This is a genomic window from Pseudomonas sp. NC02, from assembly GCF_002874965.1.
Taxonomy (GTDB): Bacteria; Pseudomonadota; Gammaproteobacteria; order Pseudomonadales; family Pseudomonadaceae; genus Aquipseudomonas.
Map to the genome: position 1 here is coordinate 2,495,287 of NZ_CP025624.1, position 17,941 is coordinate 2,513,227.

16 protein-coding genes are annotated in these 17,941 nt (G+C 62.2%); 6 read left to right on the plus strand and 10 right to left on the minus strand.

What is annotated here, in order from left to right; genetic code table 11:
- Nucleotides 1-639 precede the first annotated feature (639 nt).
- From C0058_RS11865 to C0058_RS11895, 7 genes are read right to left on the minus strand one after another with little or no spacing between them, the layout of a single operon-like run.
- Complete coding sequence (locus C0058_RS11865; protein WP_102370242.1) at nt 640-1,671, minus strand: ABC transporter substrate-binding protein; 1,032 nt, start codon at nt 1,669-1,671, stop codon at nt 640-642.
- Nucleotides 1,672-1,688: 17 nt separating this feature from the next.
- On the minus strand, nt 1,689-2,792 hold the full coding sequence (locus tag C0058_RS11870) for an FAD-binding oxidoreductase (protein WP_008430551.1): 1,104 nt from the start codon (nt 2,790-2,792) through the stop codon (nt 1,689-1,691).
- Entirely contained in the window at nt 2,789-4,132 is a 1,344-nt protein-coding gene (locus C0058_RS11875) for an NAD(P)/FAD-dependent oxidoreductase (RefSeq protein WP_102368653.1), read from the minus strand. The genes C0058_RS11870 and C0058_RS11875 overlap by 4 nt, the downstream gene beginning before the upstream one ends.
- Nucleotides 4,129-4,419, minus strand: a complete 291-nt coding sequence (locus C0058_RS11880) for a (2Fe-2S)-binding protein (RefSeq protein WP_003218277.1) — start codon at nt 4,417-4,419, stop codon at nt 4,129-4,131. Before C0058_RS11880 ends, C0058_RS11875 begins: the two co-directional genes overlap by 4 nt.
- Nucleotides 4,419-5,213 carry an ABC transporter permease gene (locus tag C0058_RS11885; protein WP_003218275.1) on the minus strand — a complete coding sequence of 265 codons (795 nt, stop codon included), beginning with the start codon at nt 5,211-5,213 and terminating at the stop codon, nt 4,419-4,421. The genes C0058_RS11880 and C0058_RS11885 overlap by 1 nt, the downstream gene beginning before the upstream one ends.
- Before the next feature lie 4 nt (nt 5,214-5,217).
- Nucleotides 5,218-6,063, minus strand: coding sequence for an ABC transporter permease (locus C0058_RS11890; RefSeq protein ID WP_003218273.1), 846 nt, complete (start codon nt 6,061-6,063; stop codon nt 5,218-5,220).
- Nucleotides 6,060-7,088, minus strand: a complete 1,029-nt coding sequence (locus tag C0058_RS11895) for an ABC transporter ATP-binding protein (RefSeq protein ID WP_003218271.1) — start codon at nt 7,086-7,088, stop codon at nt 6,060-6,062. The genes C0058_RS11890 and C0058_RS11895 overlap by 4 nt, the downstream gene beginning before the upstream one ends.
- Nucleotides 7,089-7,329: 241 nt before the next feature.
- Between C0058_RS11895 and C0058_RS11900 the strand changes: the two genes are divergently transcribed.
- Nucleotides 7,330-8,160 (plus strand): IclR family transcriptional regulator, encoded by an 831-nt coding sequence (locus tag C0058_RS11900; protein ID WP_003218269.1) that lies wholly within the window; start codon nt 7,330-7,332, stop codon nt 8,158-8,160.
- Between the two features lie 118 nt (nt 8,161-8,278).
- On the opposite strand, the gene C0058_RS11905 is transcribed toward C0058_RS11900, so the two are convergent.
- Together C0058_RS11905 and C0058_RS11910 are read right to left on the minus strand one after the other, a co-directional pair.
- Nucleotides 8,279-8,977, minus strand: a complete 699-nt coding sequence (locus C0058_RS11905; RefSeq protein WP_008430557.1) for a response regulator — start codon at nt 8,975-8,977, stop codon at nt 8,279-8,281.
- Complete coding sequence (locus tag C0058_RS11910) at nt 8,952-12,338, minus strand: ATP-binding protein (RefSeq protein ID WP_102370243.1); 3,387 nt, start codon at nt 12,336-12,338, stop codon at nt 8,952-8,954. The genes C0058_RS11905 and C0058_RS11910 overlap by 26 nt, the downstream gene beginning before the upstream one ends.
- Nucleotides 12,339-12,692: 354 nt before the next feature.
- Between C0058_RS11910 and urtA the strand changes: the two genes are divergently transcribed.
- The 5 genes from urtA to urtE all read left to right on the plus strand — a co-directional run bounded on the left by urtA (nt 12,693) and on the right by urtE (nt 17,641).
- Nucleotides 12,693-13,901 carry an urea ABC transporter substrate-binding protein gene (gene urtA / locus C0058_RS11915; protein ID WP_003218263.1) on the plus strand — a complete coding sequence of 403 codons (1,209 nt, stop codon included), beginning with the start codon at nt 12,693-12,695 and terminating at the stop codon, nt 13,899-13,901.
- A gap of 196 nt (nt 13,902-14,097) precedes the next feature.
- On the plus strand, nt 14,098-15,015 hold the full coding sequence (gene urtB / locus C0058_RS11920) for an urea ABC transporter permease subunit UrtB (RefSeq protein WP_003218261.1): 918 nt from the start codon (nt 14,098-14,100) through the stop codon (nt 15,013-15,015).
- Nucleotides 15,016-15,025: 10 nt separating this feature from the next.
- Entirely contained in the window at nt 15,026-16,186 is a 1,161-nt protein-coding gene (gene urtC, locus C0058_RS11925) for an urea ABC transporter permease subunit UrtC (protein ID WP_003218260.1), read from the plus strand.
- Nucleotides 16,183-16,941, plus strand: a complete 759-nt coding sequence (urtD, locus tag C0058_RS11930) for an urea ABC transporter ATP-binding protein UrtD (RefSeq protein ID WP_003218258.1) — start codon at nt 16,183-16,185, stop codon at nt 16,939-16,941. Before urtC ends, urtD begins: the two co-directional genes overlap by 4 nt.
- Before the next feature lie 10 nt (nt 16,942-16,951).
- Complete coding sequence (gene urtE / locus C0058_RS11935) at nt 16,952-17,641, plus strand: urea ABC transporter ATP-binding subunit UrtE (protein WP_102368654.1); 690 nt, start codon at nt 16,952-16,954, stop codon at nt 17,639-17,641.
- A gap of 46 nt (nt 17,642-17,687) precedes the next feature.
- Here urtE and C0058_RS32625 read toward each other — a convergent pair whose 3' ends face one another.
- Entirely contained in the window at nt 17,688-17,855 is a 168-nt protein-coding gene (locus tag C0058_RS32625) for a hypothetical protein (RefSeq protein WP_158660284.1), read from the minus strand.
- Nucleotides 17,856-17,941: the final 86 nt, after the last annotated feature.

The window sequence follows — 17,941 nt, forward strand, 5'->3', positions numbered from 1 at the left end:
GCGCGGCTAAACCGGCGTCCTGCCGGTTTACCCGCTCCGCACTGCCTGCGTTCGGCCTCGGGCTGATTGGGGCAGTCAGATCAAGATCAAGATCAAAAGCACAGCGGCCTCCCGGCCGGCTTGAGTGTTAAAAGCAGAGGCAAGATCCAGAGCTGACGCAGAGCCGCTTTTCTGTGGGAGCGGGCTTGCTCGCGAAAAACCTGAGAGCGCCGCGTTCATCCAGAATGCCCGCGTCATCGTTAACGACCTTCGCGAGCAAGCCCGCTCCCACATTTGGACCGTGCCCGCTTTAGCTTTTGATTTTGCTTTTAACACTCAAGCCGGCCGGTAGGCCGCTGTGCTCTTGATCTGCTTTTGATCTTGATCTTAGGCGCCCCGTTAAACCACGCTGGCCGAACGCAGGCTTTGGAGCGTGGGTAACCCGGCAGGACGCCGGGTTAGCCGCGCTGGGCCAAGGATGGCCCATCGCGGCGGCCCACGGTCCAAAGCCGGAGTGAGGGCACACCGAGCCTAGGCGAGGTGCCGAGTGGTGGGGCAAGAGCCTTTTGGTTACTTTTGGGCTCCTTTCAAAAGTGACCCGCTGTAAGAGCGGAACCCATTTAAGCCATCACCCAAATAATGGATATTCACCCCCAAAGCCTACCGCTCAATCGACCGACTCCACCGCGCATTCCACTCGGGTCGTGCCTGGTTCACCTGATCCCAGTCAATCGAAATCGCCGTCTGCAAATAACTGTTCATCGCCTCTACCCGCGCCCGGGTTTTGTCGGTAGTCGGCGTCGTAGGATTCGAAGGAATCTGATCCCCCAGTTCCAAAGCCGGCGCCTGAGCCTCTGCGGTCAACAAGAACTGCGCCAGTTTTTGCGCCAACTCCGGCTGGTCATTCCGCGCAATCACACACTCCGCCACGTTCAACACCACCGCGCCTTCTTTCGGCTGCGCATACTCCATCGGCACACCCAACAACTGTTGCGTGGTCACCTGCGTCGGCGTCAGCGGAAAGATCGCCGCCTCATCCGTCTGCACCATCTCGGAAATCTTCGCCGAGCTGGCGATGTACTCCAGCACGTTGGGCCCGACGGTTTTCGGCCAGGCCTTGAACCCCGGCTCCACGTTGGTCTCGCTACCCCCCTGAATCCGGTTGAACATGAGGAACCCGTGCAACCCAAATGTAGACGAGGCCAACGACTGGAACACCACCTTGTCCTTGAAGCGCGGGTCGGCCAGGTCCATCCACGACGTCGGCGGCGCCCAGCCCTTTTCCTTGAACATCTTGGCGTTGTAACCCAACCCGGTCACCCCGAGCGTCACCGCAACCGCTTCTTCCTTGATCTTCGCCTTGGCCGGAATCTGGTCCAGGATCGGGTTGGGCGTGAGCTTCTCGCACAACCCCATGGAAATCGCGCGGTACATGATGCCGTCGTCGAGGAACATCACGTGCATCTGCGGGTTGTCCTTGTTGGCCTGCACCTTGGCCAGGATGTCCGACGAGGTGCCCGGCACGATCACCACCTTGACGTTATTGGCCTTTTCGAACGCGGGCAGCACCTTGTCGGCGTAGACCCGCTCCATGGTCCCGCCGTTCATGCCCAGGTACAGCGTCGGTGCGGCATGGGCCGCCGTGCTCAACAGGGCGAGGGACAGGCAAGACAGCGCAGTACGTTTGATCATGTGCATAAATCTTCCTCTCAGGCTTGGAAACGACGGATGGAAAATGCTTCGATGGGTTGCCGGCTGGCCCCCGTGCAGACGATTTCTGCCAGGGCTTCACCGACCGCGGGGCCGAGCTGGAACCCGGCGCCGGCAAAGCCGAAACCGTGAAGCAGGCCGGGTTGGGTGCTGCTGTCGCCGATCACCGGTTCGTGGTCGGGTAGATAACCTTCGGTGCCGCTCCAGGTGCGGATCGCTTGGGCACCTTTGAGGAACGGGTACAACTCGCCGGCGTTGCGCAGAATCTCCAGCACCGCCGCCTGGCCCGGGCGGGCTTGTTGCGGGCCCAGGGCAAAGCCGCGCCCGCCACCGAGGATGCAATTGCCCCGGGCGACTTGCCGCGCATAAATCCCGCCGCCTTCCACCCCGGTGCTCACGTCCATCACCACCGGCAACGGCTCGGTCACCAGCATCGCCGGGTGCGCCGAGGTCATCGGCACCGGCTCGCCAAAGTGCGCGGCCACGGTGCCGGCCCAGGCGCCGGCGCAGTTCAGCAGCCAGGGGGCTTGCAGCTGCAGCCCATTGGCACAGCGCAACTGAAACCGCTGGCCGTCATGTTCAAGATGGGTGACTTCGGTTTGCTCCATCACCCTCGCACCGTGGCGTTGCGCTGCGCGGGCAAAGGCGGGGGAGACCAGGCGCGGATTGGCGTGGCCGTCTTCGGGGCATAACGACGCGCCGACTGCCACATCACCCACCCACGGGAACCGGGCGCGCAGTTGAGCGTGGTCAAGCATTTGCAGGCCCAGGCCAAAGCCGCGTGTAGCGTCGGCGTAAGCCTGCAGAGCCGCCAGATCGTCATGACTGCGGGCCAGTTTCAAATGCCCGGAGCGCACGTATTCGCCGTCGATGCCAATCAGCCCCGGCAAGTCGGACCACAGCTCATGGGCACGTTGCGATAGCGGCAGTTGGTGCAATGGCCGCCCCTGGCGCCGCACGCCGCCATAGTTCACACCACTGGAGTGCGAGCCACAAAAGTCCCGCTCCAGCAGCACCACGCGGCGACCTTTCTGCGCCAGCATCAACGCCGCCGAGGCCCCGACTATCCCGCCACCCAACACGATCACTTCACTGTCGATCATGGCTGCACCTCCACGCCAAACGGCAAGGGTTTGATCGGTGCCTGGCCACGCAGGCGGCCAACGTTTTCAATCTCGCGGCCACTGCGCTGGGCAACGATTTCCGCCGCCGCCAGCCCGCACATCCGGCCCTGGCAGCGGCCCATGCCAACCCGGCAATGGGCCTTGACCCGGTTCACTTCCCAGTGGCCTTCGTCCACCACCGCGCGTACTTCGCCGACGCTGACTTCTTCACAGCGGCACAGGATCAGTTCGTCCGGAGCTTCAGCGGCCCAGTTTTCCGGGAAGGGGAAGGCGGTTTCCAGGCCGTGGCGAAAGCGCTGGATACCTGCCAGTTGTTGTTCCAGCACGGGCCCGCGACGGTGGTCGATGGCAACACCGCTGTCTTCGAGCAAGGCCAATGCCGCTCGCTCGCCGGCCATTTGCGCCGCGTCGGCGCCCATGATTCCTGCACCGTCGCCAGCCAGATACACGCCCGCGACACTGCTACGCCCGGCCGCATCTCGCTGGGGCAACCAGGCGCGGTTCAATGCATTCCAGGCAAATTCACACCCAAGCAAATCCGCCAGTTGGGTCTCGCTGCGCAGGGCATGGGCGAAGGCCACGGCATCACAGGCGATTTCCTGCTGGTCCCAGTGGATGCCCGTCACTCGTTGCTCGCCCTCAATCCGCGACAACGTTGCCCCTTGATGCACCGGGATGCCGTGGGCCGTTAGCCAGGCGCGGTAGTACAAACCCTTGGCCAGGGTCGCCGGCTGGCCGAGCAATGCCGGCAGGGCGCGGCATTGGGCGCTGAACGGCGCGCTGTCGAGCACCGCCACCACCTTGGCCCCGGCCTTGGCGTACTGATACGCCACCAGGTACAGCAACGGCCCGCTGCCGCAAAACGCGACGCGCTCACCGATGGCGCAGCCTTGATACTTCAGCGCGATTTGCGCCGCGCCCAGGCTGTACACACCGGGCAGCGTCCAGCCCGGCACGGGCAGGATGCGGTCGGTGGCGCCCGTGGCGACGATGATCTGCGCGTATTCGATGCTTTCGGCGTGGCCGTTGTTGAGCATGTCCAGGCGGCCATTTTCCGCATTCCACACCAGGGTTTCCGGCCGGTAGTCGATCCGGGTGGCCAGCTCATCCATGGTGCGATGCAGCGCTGTCGCCTTGCCCGCTTCAAACCCATACAGCTGCTTGGCCGAGCGCTGGAAGTTCGCCGGCTGGCGCCGATAGATCTGGCCGCCACCGCGCAGGCTCTCGTCCACCAACACCGGGGTTACGCCATGGTCCAGCAAGGTCCGGGCTGCGGTAATGCCCGCCGGGCCTGCGCCCACTATCACCACGCTCTTCATGCCTGGCGCCCCGGGTCACGGCGAATCGCCTGGCCGTCTTCCAGCAAGGTCGAACAGGCGCGCACTCGCCGACCATCTTCCAGGCGTACCCAGCAATCCTGGCAGGCCCCCATCAAGCAGAAACCGGCGCGGCGTTCGGCGCTGAAATCACTGCCCCGCAGGTGCTCGGCGCAGGTCAGTACCGCAGTCAGCAAGGTGTCCCCGAGCAGGCCCGTGGCAGGCTGCCCATCGAGGGTGAACGCCAGGCTGGGCCGCTCGGTTTCCGCCAGTCGTTTGAACAGTGCCATCAATGTTTCCCTACCAACACGCGATCCAGGCCGTAGACCCGGTCCAGCAGAATCATGGCCGCCGCCGTCAACCCGATCACCAGCGCCGACACGGCCGCCATCATCGGGTCGATGGATTCGGTGGCGTACACGTACATGCGCACCGGCAAGGTCTGGGTGGCCGGCGAGCTGACAAAGATCGACAGGGTCACTTCATCGAAACTATTGATGAACGCCAGCAACCAGCCGCCGGCCACGCCGGGCAGAATCATCGGCAAGGTGATCTGGCGAAACAGGGTGAAGCGGCTGGCGCCGAGGGATTCGGCAGCCTGCTCGGCGCTGCGGTCAATGCCGATGGCGGCCGCCAATACCAGGCGCAATACGTAAGGCGTGATGATCACCACGTGGGCCAGCATCAACCAGGTGAAGCTGCCGTTGACGCCCATCATTGCGAACAGCCGCAGCATCGCCACCCCCAGCACCAGGTGCGGGATGATGATCGGTGAGAGGAACAGCGCACTGAAGAAGTTACGGCCGGGGAACTGGTAGCGACTGATTGCCAGCGCCGCCGGTACCGCGATCAACGTCGCCAGGGTGGCGGCAACGAACGCCAGGACCAGGCTGTTGTAGAACGCCTGGATAAAGTCCGCGCGCTCGAACACCGCATGAAACCAGCGCAGGGAGAAGCCCGAAGTGGGCAGGCTCAAGGTGTTTTCCGGGGTGAAGGCCACCAGGCACACCACCACCAGCGGCGCCATCATGAACAGCACCACCAGGCCGTGAAAGCCCAGGGCCAAAGGACCGTTTCTGGACATCGTCTTATACTCCCAGGGACTTTTTGTAGCGGCCTTCGACCATGCGGTTCCAGCTCAGCATGATCAGCAAGTTGACCAACAGCAGCACCACCGCGATGGTCGCGCCCATGGGCCAGTTGAGTTCCGAGAGGTATTGGTCGTAGACCACCGTGGCGACCATCTTCAGGCGGCGTCCGCCCAGCAGGCCGGGGATCGCGAAGGAGCTGGCAGCCAGGCCGAACACGATCAGGGTGCCGGACAGCACGCCGGGCATCACCTGCGGCAACACGATCTTGCGCATCACCGTGGCCTGGCTGGCACCCAGGGACAGCGCCGCCTGTTCCGCCGACGGGTCGAGCTTCTGCAGGGAGGTCCACACCGGGATGATCATGAACGGCAGCATCACGTGCACCAGTGCGATGATCACGGCGAACGAGGTGTACAGCAGCTTCACCGGCTTGCCGCCCAGGGCCTGGATCACCTGGTTCACCAGGCCATCGGCACCCAGCAGCAGGCTCCAGCCGAAGGCCCGCACCACCACCGAAATCAGCAGCGGGGTGAGGATCAGGATCAGGAAGATCGAGCGCCATGGCGTGCCCATGCGGCTGAGGATGTAGGCCTCGGGCACGCCGATCACCACACACAGCAAGGTCACCAGGGCACTGATCCAGAAGGTGCGCCAGAAGATTTCGTAGAAGTACGAATCGCTGAACAGCGACAGGTAGTGGGCGAAGGTCCACTCATCGGCCTTCACCCCAACCTGATAGTCGAACACGTTGAACGACAGCACCAGTGTCAGGCCCAGGGGCAGGATCAGCAGCCCGAAAAACAACACCAGCGCCGGCAACGACAACAGGTAGCCACGGCTCATGCGCGCACCTCATCCGCGGCCAGCACCCGCAACAGGTTCGACTCCCAGTCCAGGCCCACTGCAGCGCCGCAAGCCAATGGCGCGCTGCCGTCATTGCGGCGGACCACGGTCAGCTCGCCGATCTGGGTCTTGATGCGGTACAGCCATTGGCTGCCGAAGAAGTAGCTGTCGAGGATCCTGCCTTGCAGCCGGCCGTTGCCGGCCGCCACCAGGTCGATCTTTTCCGGGCGCAGGCTCAGGGTCAGTTCGCCGTTGCCGGGCTCGAAGCGCACTTGCGGCGCGCCGAGTTGATCGAAGTCGCCCGCCAGCAGGTTGGCCTTGCCGACAAAATCCGAGATAAAGCGTGTGCGCGGGTGTTCATAGAGTTTGTACGGCGCGTCGATCTGCGTCACGCGCCCGGCCTGCATCACTACTACCCGGTCGCTGATGGACAGCGCCTCGGCCTGGTCGTGGGTGACCATCAGGGTGGTGATCCCGACTTCACACTGGATGCGACGGATCTCGAACTGCATCTCTTCGCGCAGGTTGGCGTCGAGGTTGGAGAGGGGCTCGTCCAGCAGCAACACCGGCGGCTCGATCACCAGGGCGCGGGCCAGGGCCACGCGCTGGCGCTGGCCGCCGGACAGTTCCCGCGGGTAGCGCTCGGCGTGGGGCGCCAGGCGCACCAGTTCCAGCACGGTCTTGACTCTGCTTGCGATCTCAGTGGCAGGCACCTTGCGCATCTTCAGGCCGAAGGCGACGTTGTCGCGCACGCTCATGTGGGGGAACAGCGCGTAGCTCTGGAACACCACGCCGAGGCCGCGGCTGGCGGGTTTGGCATGGGTGATGTCGCGACCGTCGAGGACGATCTGGCCACCGGTGACGTCGACGAAGCCGGCGATCATTTGCAAGGTGGTGGTCTTGCCGCAGCCCGAGGGGCCAAGCAGGGACACGAATTCGCCTTTTTCCACCGCAAGATCAGTGGCGACCACCGCGTCGACGGCGCCGTAGCGTTTGCTCAAGGCGTTGAGTTGGAGAAAAGCCATGTCTGCGTTCCACCTTTTTGAGTCGCGTCGAAACGCGCTTTTTTGTTTTGGGCAGATGCGAAAAGGGTGTTGCGGGTGCGTTGGCGCTCGATCTTGAGTCGGCTGCCGTTAGTTGTTCATTTCGCCCCTGTGGACGCAGATTAGGGCGAAAGACTAGGATGGCGGAAGATGGAATTTCACTGGATAGAGTACTTTTTTCAGTTTCATTCACTGACCAGAATTTAGTGTGAGATATCGGCTTATGGATTCCACTGAGCGGAATGAAAGTGTCAAGGAAGTCGGCGCCGGTGGCGTCTCCCGGTTGTTTGCATTACTGCGCATCCTCGGCGCGGCGCCGGACGGTGGTGAACGGGTGACGCAACTGGCGCAGCAGGTGGGGCTGTCGCAACCCACCACCCACCGACTGCTGCGCAGCCTGATGGACGAGGGCATGGTGGAGCAGGATGCGCGCAGCAAGCGCTATCGGCTGAGCCTGGAGTTCTTTGCCCTGGCGGCGAATGCGGGCAACACCGGCAACCTGCGGGACCTGGTGCGGCCGAGCATGTTGCGCCTCAGTGCATCCTTGGGGGATTCATTGTTCCTGCTGGCGCGCAGCGGGTTTGATGCGATCTGCCTGGACCGCAGTGAGGGGCCGTATCCGATCCGTACCTTTACCGGTGATATCGGCGGCCGCGTTGCGCTGGGGGTGGGGCAGGGCAGCCTGGCGATTTTGGCGTTTTTGCCGGAGGAAGAGCGCGAGACGGTGATCCGCTACAACTTGCCGCGGCTCAAGGATTTTCACCTGTACGACGAGGTGTTTTTGCGTTCGGAGGTGGAGAGTGTGCGGCGGTTGGGGTATGCGGCGCGCAATACCGGGGTGCTGGAAGGCATGGCCGGGTTGGCGGTGCCGATCCTGGATCGCAATGGGCATGCGGTGGCGGCGTTGAGTGTGGCGACCATCAGCGACCGGCTGGGGCCGGGGCGGTTGCCGACGGTGGTGGAGTTGTTGAAGCGCGAGGCGGCGGCGATCGGGCCGAAGATCAACCCGTTTGATCCGACGTTGCGCCGGCCGTCGCAGATCTTCGGTGGGTAGGTAATACCAGTAACGACACAGATCAAATGTGGGAGCGGGCTTGCTCGCGAATGCGGTGTATCAGTAAAAAATTTGGTGACTGACACACCGCATTCGCGAGCAAGCCCGCTCCCACATTTTAGACCGTGGCCATCTGTGGGATCCGGGTTGGACTCATCGCCGCCATCGCCACCGAAGTCGCCGCCGTGCGCGTCTCCACTCCCAGCTTCACATACACATGCTCCAGATGCTTGTTCACCGTCCTCGGACTCAACCCAAGAATGTCGCCAATATCCCGATTGGTCTTGCCACACGCCACCCAACGCAGCACTTCCACCTCCCGCTCCGTCAGTTGAAACCGCGCCGACAATAGCTTGTGCGCCGGCTCATCCTCCAGGGTGATCACGCTCGGCTGTGTCGCCGCACGCGCCGACAGCAAAATCCGCGACGTACGCAAATGCGCCGCCACCCGCGCCAGCACTTCATCCGTCTGGATCGGCTTGGTCACGTAGTCACTCCCGCCCACCTCGAACCCCTGCACCACATGCTTGCTGTCGGTGAGCCCGGTCATGAACACCACCGGAATATCCGCGCTGGCCGGTTGCGCCTTGAGCCGGCGGCAGGTTTCAAATCCGTCCAACCCGGGCATCACCGCGTCCAGCAGGATCAAATCCGGGCGTCGGCGTTGCACGCGGTTCAGCGCGCTGAGGCCGTCCAGCGCCACCAGCACCATGTAGCCGGCGTCGTCCAGGGCGTCGGAGAGCATGGCCAGGTTGTCCGGGGTGTCGTCGACAATCAGCACCACGCCGGGCTCAGCGCTGTGGGTCAAGGCATTCATCTTCGGCCTCCTTCAGGATGCGGTTGAGTTCTTCCAGGCGAAAGCTTTTCAGCAAGGCCCGGAGCTTGTTGATGAACGGTGAGGTACCTGGGCTGTCCAGCACGATGGCGTCGAGCTTTTCATGCAAACCACGCACATAGCCAATGGCGCTCAGTTCGGCGAGCACCGCGAGTTCTTCTGCGCTGGGTAGCGCGCCCTGGGGCGCGACCGGCGCGCCGAGCGGTGTGCGACGGCGCAGCCATTGCAAGTTCAGGTGCAGTTGCAGGCGTCCGAGCAGTTCAGGGGTACGCACCGGCTTGGCCAGGTAGTCGTTGCAGGCGCCGGCGATGCTGCGTTCGCGGTCGTCAGTGAAGGCGTTGGCGGAGATGATGATAATCGGCGCGGTGGACAACGCGTTACGCCGGATCATCCGGCTGGTGGCCCAGCCGTCCATGGTCGGCATCGACAGGTCCATCAGGATCAGGTCCGGCGACAGCAGCGCCACCTGGCGGATCGCCTCCTGGCCGTTGCTGGCCTGGGACACCTCGAAGCCCAGGGGCGTGAGCATGCCGCTGAGCACCTTGCGATGGTCCACGTGGTCATCCACCACCAGGATGCGCCGTCGTTCGCCGTGGTAGCCGATGATGTCGTGCTCCACATGCACCACGGCTTGCGGCACGCGGACCTGGGACAGGAACAGCCGTACCTGGAAGCAGGTGCCCTTGTCCAGCTCGCTGACCACCCGCAATTCGCCGCCCATCAGCGAGGTCAGCATGCGTGTGATGGTCAGGCCCAGACCCACGCCCTTGTCCTGGCGCATCAGGTCGCCGCGTTCAAACGGCTGGAAAATCCGCTCGATCTGTTCGGGGTCAATCCCGATGCCGGTGTCGATGATTTCGAAGTTGGCGGTCTCGCGCATGTAGCTGACCCGCAGGCGCACCTCGCCGCTGTCGGTGAAGTTGATCGCGTTGCCCAGCAGGTTGATCAGGATCTGCCGCACGCGTTTTTCATCACCACGCACCACAGCAGGGATCTTGCCCACGCAGTCCAGGCGAAAGCGCAGGCCCTTGTCTTCGGCCTGGGGGGTGAACATTTGTTCCAGGTCGTGGATCAGTTCCGGGAAGGGGATTTCGGTGAGCTCCAGGCGCAGCTTGCCGGCCTCGATCTTCGCCACGTCCAGCAGGCCGTCGATCAGCGACAGCAGGTGCGAGCCGCTGCGCAGGATGGTCGCCAGGGCGTCCTGATGCTGTTCGGGCATGGCACTGTCGCGCTGCAGGATCTGGGTGAAGCCAAGGATGCTGTTGAGCGGCGTGCGCAGCTCGTGGGACAGCCCGGTGACGTAGCGACTCTTGGCCGCGTTCGCTGCTTCCGAGGCTTCCTTGGCCTGTTGCAGGGCCTGGTCGGTGAGGCTGTGGGCGGCGATCTCCTGCATCAGCAGCGAGGTTTGCCGGTCGGATTCTTCCTGGGCCACCCGCCGGCTTTCGCGGGTGAGTACTACCCACCAGGCGAGTACGGCGGCCAGCACCGAGAGCGTGAGGAACGCCTTGAAAAACGCCTGGTACAAGGTTTGCGAATGGGGCAAACCCTGGGCCGCCTGCATGTAGATCAGCGCCAGCGCCCCGGCGAGCATCAGCACCAGCGCCATCAACAATCCGAGGTAATGCGCCAGCCGGGTATGCAGGCGCGGTACCAGCGTGGTCGGCAACAACCAGCGCAACACCCCTTCGAACTGGCTGGCCAGGCGCGCGTGGGGTTTGCAACGGTCGCCGCAACGCGCATCCAGTGAGCAACAGAGCGAGCAGATCGGCGTGCTGTAGGCCGGGCAGAACGCCATGTCGGCGGTCTCGAACGGGTTGCTGCACAGCCCGCAGATCACCAGGCCGGTGCCGGGTTGCGGGTGTATCAATTGCGCCTCGCTGCTGCGCGCAATGTAGTAGCGGCCCTTGGTCAGCCACGCCAATAGCGGCGCCATGATTAACGCGGTGCCCAGCGCGACAAACGGTGGCGCAGCCTGGGCCAGGGCGCCGAACAGGCCGAAGTGGGCGAGAATCGACAGCAGCGAGGCAATCAGCATCGAGCCGACGCCCACCGGGTTGATGTCGTAGAGGTGCGCACGCTTGAATTCGATGTGCTTGGGTGACAGGCCCAGGGGCTTGTTGATTACCAGGTCCGCTACCAGCGTGCCGATCCAGGCAATCGCGATATTCGCGTAGAGCCCCAGCACCTGCTCGATCACATCGAACACGCCGAGCTCCATCAGCATCAGCGCAATGGCGACGTTGAACACCAGCCACACCACGCGGCCGGGGTGGCTGTGGGTCACGCGGGCAAAGAAGTTCGACCAGGCCAGGGAGCCGGCGTAGGCGTTGGTCAGGTTGATCTTCATCTGCGAGATGAACACGAACAGCACCATCGCCCCCAGCGCCCATTCGGGAGAGGAGAACACATAGCCGAACGCGACGAGGTACATCTGGGTTGGCTCGGCGGCGCGCTCCATGGGGATTTCATGTTGCAGGGCGAGGAACGCCAGGAACGCCCCGGCGAACATTTTCAACGCCCCCGGCACGATCCAGCCGGGCCCGGCGCATAACAGCGCGGCCCACCAGCGCTTGCGGTTGGCGCTGGTTTTTTCCGGAAGGAAGCGCAGGTAGTCCACCTGTTCGCCGATCTGCGTGACCAGCGACAGCGCCACGGTGCAGGCGGCGCAGAACGACAGCAGATTGAAGTCGCCACCGTCGCTGCTGCGGCCGACAAAGCTGGTCCAGTCGCTGAAGGCCTCGGGGTTCTTCCACAACACGAAGCCATAGGGCAGCACCAGCAGCACCAGCCACAACGGTTGCGTCCACAGTTGCAGGCGGCTGATCAGCGTTACGCCGTAGGCCACCAGCGGGATCACCAGCAGTGAACAGATGACATAGGCGATGGCCAGCGGGATATGGAAATACAACTCCAGGGCAAGGGCCATGATCGCCGCTTCCAGGGCGAAGAACAGGAAGGTGAAACTGGCGTAGATCAGCGAGGTGATGGTGGAGCCGATGTAACCGAAGCCCGCGCCGCGGGTCAGCAGGTCCATGTCTACGCCATAGCGGGCGGCGTAGTAGCTGATGGGCAGGCCGGTGAGAAAGATCACCAGGCTGATGGCGAGGATCGCCCAGAAGGTGTTGGTAAAGCCGTAGCTCAAGGCCAATACGCCGCCGATGGCCTCCAGCGCCAGGAACGACACCGCGCCCAAGGCGGTGTTGGCGATGCGCAGTTCCGACCATTTGCGGAAGGACTTCGGGGTGTAGCGCAGGGCGTAGTCTTCCATGGTCTCGTCGGCGACCCAGGAGTTGTAGTCGCGGCGGATCTTGACGATGCGCTGGGTGCCGGGGAGGGGGTGCACGGTGGGGAACTCCTGCAAGGATGGGGAGATGGCAGCAATATTCGTGCCCCAGTCCTGCGGGGTGCGCTCTTCGTGGCGAGGGAGCTTGCTCCCGTTGGACTGCGAAGCAGGCCCAGCAAGACCACTTCATTTTTCCAGGCAGAACCGGGTCGCCGGTTTTGGGGCCGCTGCGCAGCCCAACGGGAGCAAGCTCCCTCGCCACAGGGGTTTCCTTTCCCAAGGCGGGCGGGATCCTGCTCGAAAATGGTGCGCAACGGCATACGTCAAATGACGTACCCCGTTACGTCAGGCTGCGTATACCCGCCGTGGCCACCTGCCGCCATGCTGAACCCCTCATTGCAGAGGAGTCGCCCCATGGAATCACGATTGATCCGCTCCAAACCGTTGTTGGCCTTATCACTGCTGGCGGCGAGTCTGTTCAGCCATGGCGTCATGGCCGACAACGAAGGCCTGGCGGTGACGCCTACCGAAGTCACCGTCGGCCAGTTGCACTCGGCCACCGGCACCATGGCGATTTCCGAAACCGGTTCGATCCAGGCCGAACGCCTGGCCATCGAGCAGATCAACGCCTCGGGCGGGATCCTCGGGCGGCAGATCAAGGTGATCCAGGAAGACGGCGCGTCCGACTGGCCGACCTTCGCCGAAAAGGCCAAGAAACTGCTGGTGAACGACAAGGTGGCCGCAGTGTTCGGCTGCTGGACCTCCGCTTCACGTAAAGCCGTATTGCCGATCTTCGAGAAAGAAAACGGCCTGCTCTACTACCCGACCTTCTATGAAGGCCTGGAACAGTCGAAAAACGTGATCTACACCGGCCAGGAAGCGACCCAGCAAATCCTTGCCAGCCTCGACTGGATCGCCAAGACCAAGGGCGCCAAAACCTTCTATCTGGTGGGCTCGGACTACATCTGGCCGCGCACCTCGATGAAGATCGCGCGCAAGCACATTGAAAACGTGCTGCACGGCACCGTGGTCGGCGAAGACTACTACCCGCTGGGCAATACCCAGTTCGGTTCGCTGATCAACAAGGTCAAGCTGAAAAAGCCTGACGTGGTGTTTGCGGCCGTGGTGGGCGGCTCCAACGTGGCCTTCTACAAACAGCTCAACGCAGCGGGCGTGAATGCGTCCAAGCAAACCCTGTTGACCCTGTCGGTGACCGAAGACGAACTGCTGGGCATCGGCGGCGAAAACATGGCCGGCTTCTATGCCTCGATGAAGTACTTCCAGAGCCTCGACAACCCGAACAACAAAGCCTTCGTGGAAGCGTTCAAGGCCAAGTACGGCAAGGACGCAGTGATTGGCGACGTGACCCAGGCGGCCTACCTCGGCCCATGGTTGTGGAAAGCGGCGGTGGAGAAGGCCGGCAGTTTCGACGTGGATAAAGTCGTCGCCGCATCGCCTGGCATCGAGCTGAAAAACGCGCCGGAAGGCTATGTGAAGATCCACGAAAACCATCACCTGTGGAGCAAGTCGCGCATTGGTGAAGTGCAGCCAAACGGGCAGTTCAAGGTGATCTACGAGTCGGATCTGATCGAGCCGAATCCGTTTCCGAAAGGCTATCAATAACCTCGGGTCTGGCGCTGATCTGAATGTGGGAACTGGTTTTGTGTGGGAGCGGGCTTGCTCGCGAAAGCGGTGAATCAGTGAGTGCATCCGGTACTGACACACCGTATTCGCGAGCAAGCCCGCTCCCACACAAGCCAGCTCCCACATAAAGCAGAAGCAGATTGCATTTCAACCTCCCGCTCAGGAGACCATCATCATGGAATGGCTATCGGAATTTGGAGCCATCGCGGCGATGCAGGGGTTCAACGGCTTGTCCGTGTTCTGCGTGCTGTTGCTGATGGCATTGGGACTGGCAATCATCTTCGGCCAGATGGGCGTGATCAACATGGCCCACGGTGAGTTCCTGACCATTGGCGCCTACACCACCTACGTCTGTTCCAGCCTTACCGCGCATTTCGCGCCAGGCTTTCAGCCGTACTACTTTTTCGTTGCCATTGCCCTCTCATTCCTCGTCGCCGGCGCCGTGGGCTGGCTGGTGGAATGGGCGATGATCAGCCGCTTGTACAAGCGGCCCCTGGACACTTTGCTCGCCACCTGGGGTTTGTCCCTGGTGATGCAGCAAACCTTCCGCTCGGTGTTCGGCGCCCGTGAAGTGAGTGCCGAACCGCCGGCCTGGCTGATGGGTTCGGTGAACCTCAGCGATGCCATCGAGATCCCGCGCAACGGCCTGTTCATGATGGGCCTGACCGTGCTGCTGACCGGGGCGATCTTCGTCATGCTCTACCGTTCGCGCTGGGGCTTGCAGGTGCGCGCCACCGTGCAGAACCGCTTGATGAGCCGGGCGGTGGGCATCAACACGCGCAAGGTCGACCGCATGACCTTCGCCCTCGGCTGCGGCGTGGCGGGCGTGGCCGGTGCGGCGTTCACCACCATCGGCTCCACCGGGCCGACCGCCGGTTCGCAGTACATCGTCGACACCTTCCTGGTCGTCGTATTCGGCGGCGCGCAAAGCCTGTTCGGCACCATTGCCTCGGCGTTCGTGATTGCCCAGACCCAATCGCTGTCGGAGTTTTTCCTCAGTGGCTCGATGGCCAAGGTGCTGACGCTGTCGTCGGTGATCCTGATCCTGATGCTGCGCCCGCAAGGGTTGTTCTCCATCAAAGTGCGCAAGTAGAGGCGAACCGATGAAGGCTCTAGACAAACTGCTGGGCGGCCAGCAAAACCTGATCGGCATCGTGCTGTTGGCGCTGTTGATCCTCGTGGTGTTCCCGCTGACCCTGGACGCCTTCCGGCTGAACATGGTCGGCAAGTACCTGACCTACGCGTTCGTCGCGGTGGGCCTGGTGCTGTGCTGGGGCTATGGCGGGATTCTCAGCTTGGGGCAAGGCGTGTTTTTCGGGGTCGGCGGCTACTGCATGGCGATGTTCCTGAAGCTTGAGGCCTCGGACCCGATCAGCACCAAGATCCAGTCCACCCCGGGCATCCCGGACTTCATGGACTGGAACCAGATCACCGAATTGCCGTGGCTCTGGCAGCCGTTCCACAGCTTCACGTTTACCTTGTTCGCGGTGATTGCGGTGCCGGTGCTGCTGGCGTTCATCATTGGCATGGCGCTGTTCAAGCGGCGGGTGGGCGATGTGTATTTCTCCATCGTCACCCAGGCGATTGCGCTGATCCTCACGGTGCTGATCGTCGGCCAGCAAGGCCTTACCGGTGGTGTCAATGGCATTACTGACCTCAAGACCCTGCTGGGCTGGGACCTGCGCGGTGACGGCGCGAAGATGATCCTGTATTTCATCAACGCCGGGCTGTTGTTCGGCTGCATCTTCATTGGCCGTTTCATCCTCGCCTCGAAGCTGGGCCGGCTGTTGATGGCCATGCGTGACAAGGAAGAGCGGGTACGGTTTTCCGGGTATGACGTGGCCAGTTTCAAGATTTTCGTGTTCTGCGTGGCGGCGGCGTTCTCGGCGATTGGCGGGGCGATGTTTGCCTTGCAGGTGGGCTTTATGTCGCCGTCGTTCGTGGGCATCGTGCCGTCCATCGAGATGGTGATCTTTGCCGCGGTGGGCGGGCGCATGTCGTTGCTGGGCGCGGTGTATGGCGCGTTGCTGGTGAACTATGGCAAGACCTACTTTTCCGAATCCTTCCCTGAGCTGTGGCTGTACCTGATGGGCGGGTTGTTTATCGCCGTGGTCATGTACTTCCCCAACGGCCTGGCGGGGTTGTGGGACAGCCATGGTCGCCAGGCCCTGGCCCGAGTGTTGCGGCGCAAGCCGGTGGTCAAGGCCGAGCCCGCGAAGATCAAGCCCAAGGCTGAAGCCAAGATCCTGGAGACACAGCCATGACCGCCGTCGGTTTTGAAATGAAGAAACCGGTGTTGGCTATCGAAGGCCTCACCGTGTCATTCGATGGCTTCAAGGCTGTCGACAACCTCAACCTGTATATCGACCGCAATGAAGTGCGGGTGGTGATCGGGCCCAACGGCGCCGGCAAAACCACGGTGCTGGATTTGATCTGCGGCAAGACCCGCGCCACCAGTGGCAGCATCCAGTTCGACGGCCAGGAACTGACCAAAATGCGCGAATACAACATCGTGCGCGCCGGGGTAGGGCGCAAGTTCCAGAACCCATCGATCTACGAAAACCTCACGGTGTTTGAAAACCTCGAGATGTCGTATCCGGCCGGGCGCAAGGTGTGGGGCGCGCTGTTTTTCAAGCGTAATGCCCAGGTGATTGCGCGGGTCGAGGAGGTGGCGCGGGAAATCTTCCTCGGCGACTTGTTGCAGCAGCAGGCGGACCTGCTGTCCCACGGGCAAAAGCAGTGGCTGGAGATTGGCATGCTGCTGATGCAAGACCCTGAATTGCTGATGCTCGACGAGCCGGTGGCCGGGATGAGCGTCAACGAGCGGGCGCAAACGGCCGAGTTGCTCAAGCGCATCAGCCAGGGGCGCTCGGTGTTGGTGATCGAGCATGACATGGAGTTCGTCAAGAGCATTGCCCACAAGGTCACGGTGTTGCATCAGGGCAAGGTGCTGGCCGAGGGCAGCATGGAGTCGGTGCAGAGCAATCCGAAAGTCATTGAAGTGTATTTGGGCCACTGAGGAGTCGGGCATGTTCAAGATCGACAAACTGTCGTGTGGGTACGGGCAGAGCCAGATTCTTCACGACCTGGAGTTGGATGTGGCGAAGCGTGAGATCGTCGCGGTGATGGGGCGCAACGGGATGGGCAAGACCACGTTGTTCAAGAGCCTGATGGGTATTTTGCCGCAGTGGCAGGGGCAGGTGAGTGTGGATGGGCATGATGTGTCTGCGCTTGAAACCCATGAGCGGGTGAAGCGGGGGATTGCCTATGTGCCGCAGGGGCGGATGATTTTTCCCAGCATGAGTGTGTTGGAGAATATTCAGACTGGGTTGCCGGCGGCGGCCCGGGGCAGGGTGCCTGAGGATTTGTATGCGCTGTTTCCGGTGCTGTATGACATGCGTTCGCGCAAGGGTGGGAATTTGTCTGGGGGGCAGCAACAGCAGTTGGCGATTGCCCGGGCGTTGGCGACGAATCCCAAGGTGTTGTTGCTCGATGAGCCGACTGAGGGGATTCAGCCTTCGATCATCAAGGACATTGCTCGTACGCTTAAGGAGATTCGCAATTTGCGGGATTTGACGATTGTTGTTTCTGAGCAGGTGTTGTCGTTTACTTTGGAAATTGCTGATCGGTTTTTGGTGATTGAGAAGGGGCGGTTTGTGATTGAGGAAACTCGGGATCGGGTGGATGAGGCGACTATCAGTCGGTATTTGTCGGTTTGATCTGGCTGCGCAATACCTGCGTTCGGCCTCGGGCTTATTAGGGCAGTCAGATCAAAATCAAAATCAAAAGCAAGAGCACGGCGGCCTTAGAGCCGACCTGAGTGTTAAAAGCCAGATCAAAAGCCAGAGCGAAAACAGATCTGCTTTTCTGTGGGAGCGGGCTTGCTCGCGAAAAACCTGAGAGCGCCGCGTTCATCCAGAATGCCAGCGTCATCGTTAACGACCTTCGCGAGCAAGCCCGCTCCCACATTTGGACCGTGCCCGCTTTAGCTTTTGATTTGGCTTTTAAACACTCAAGCC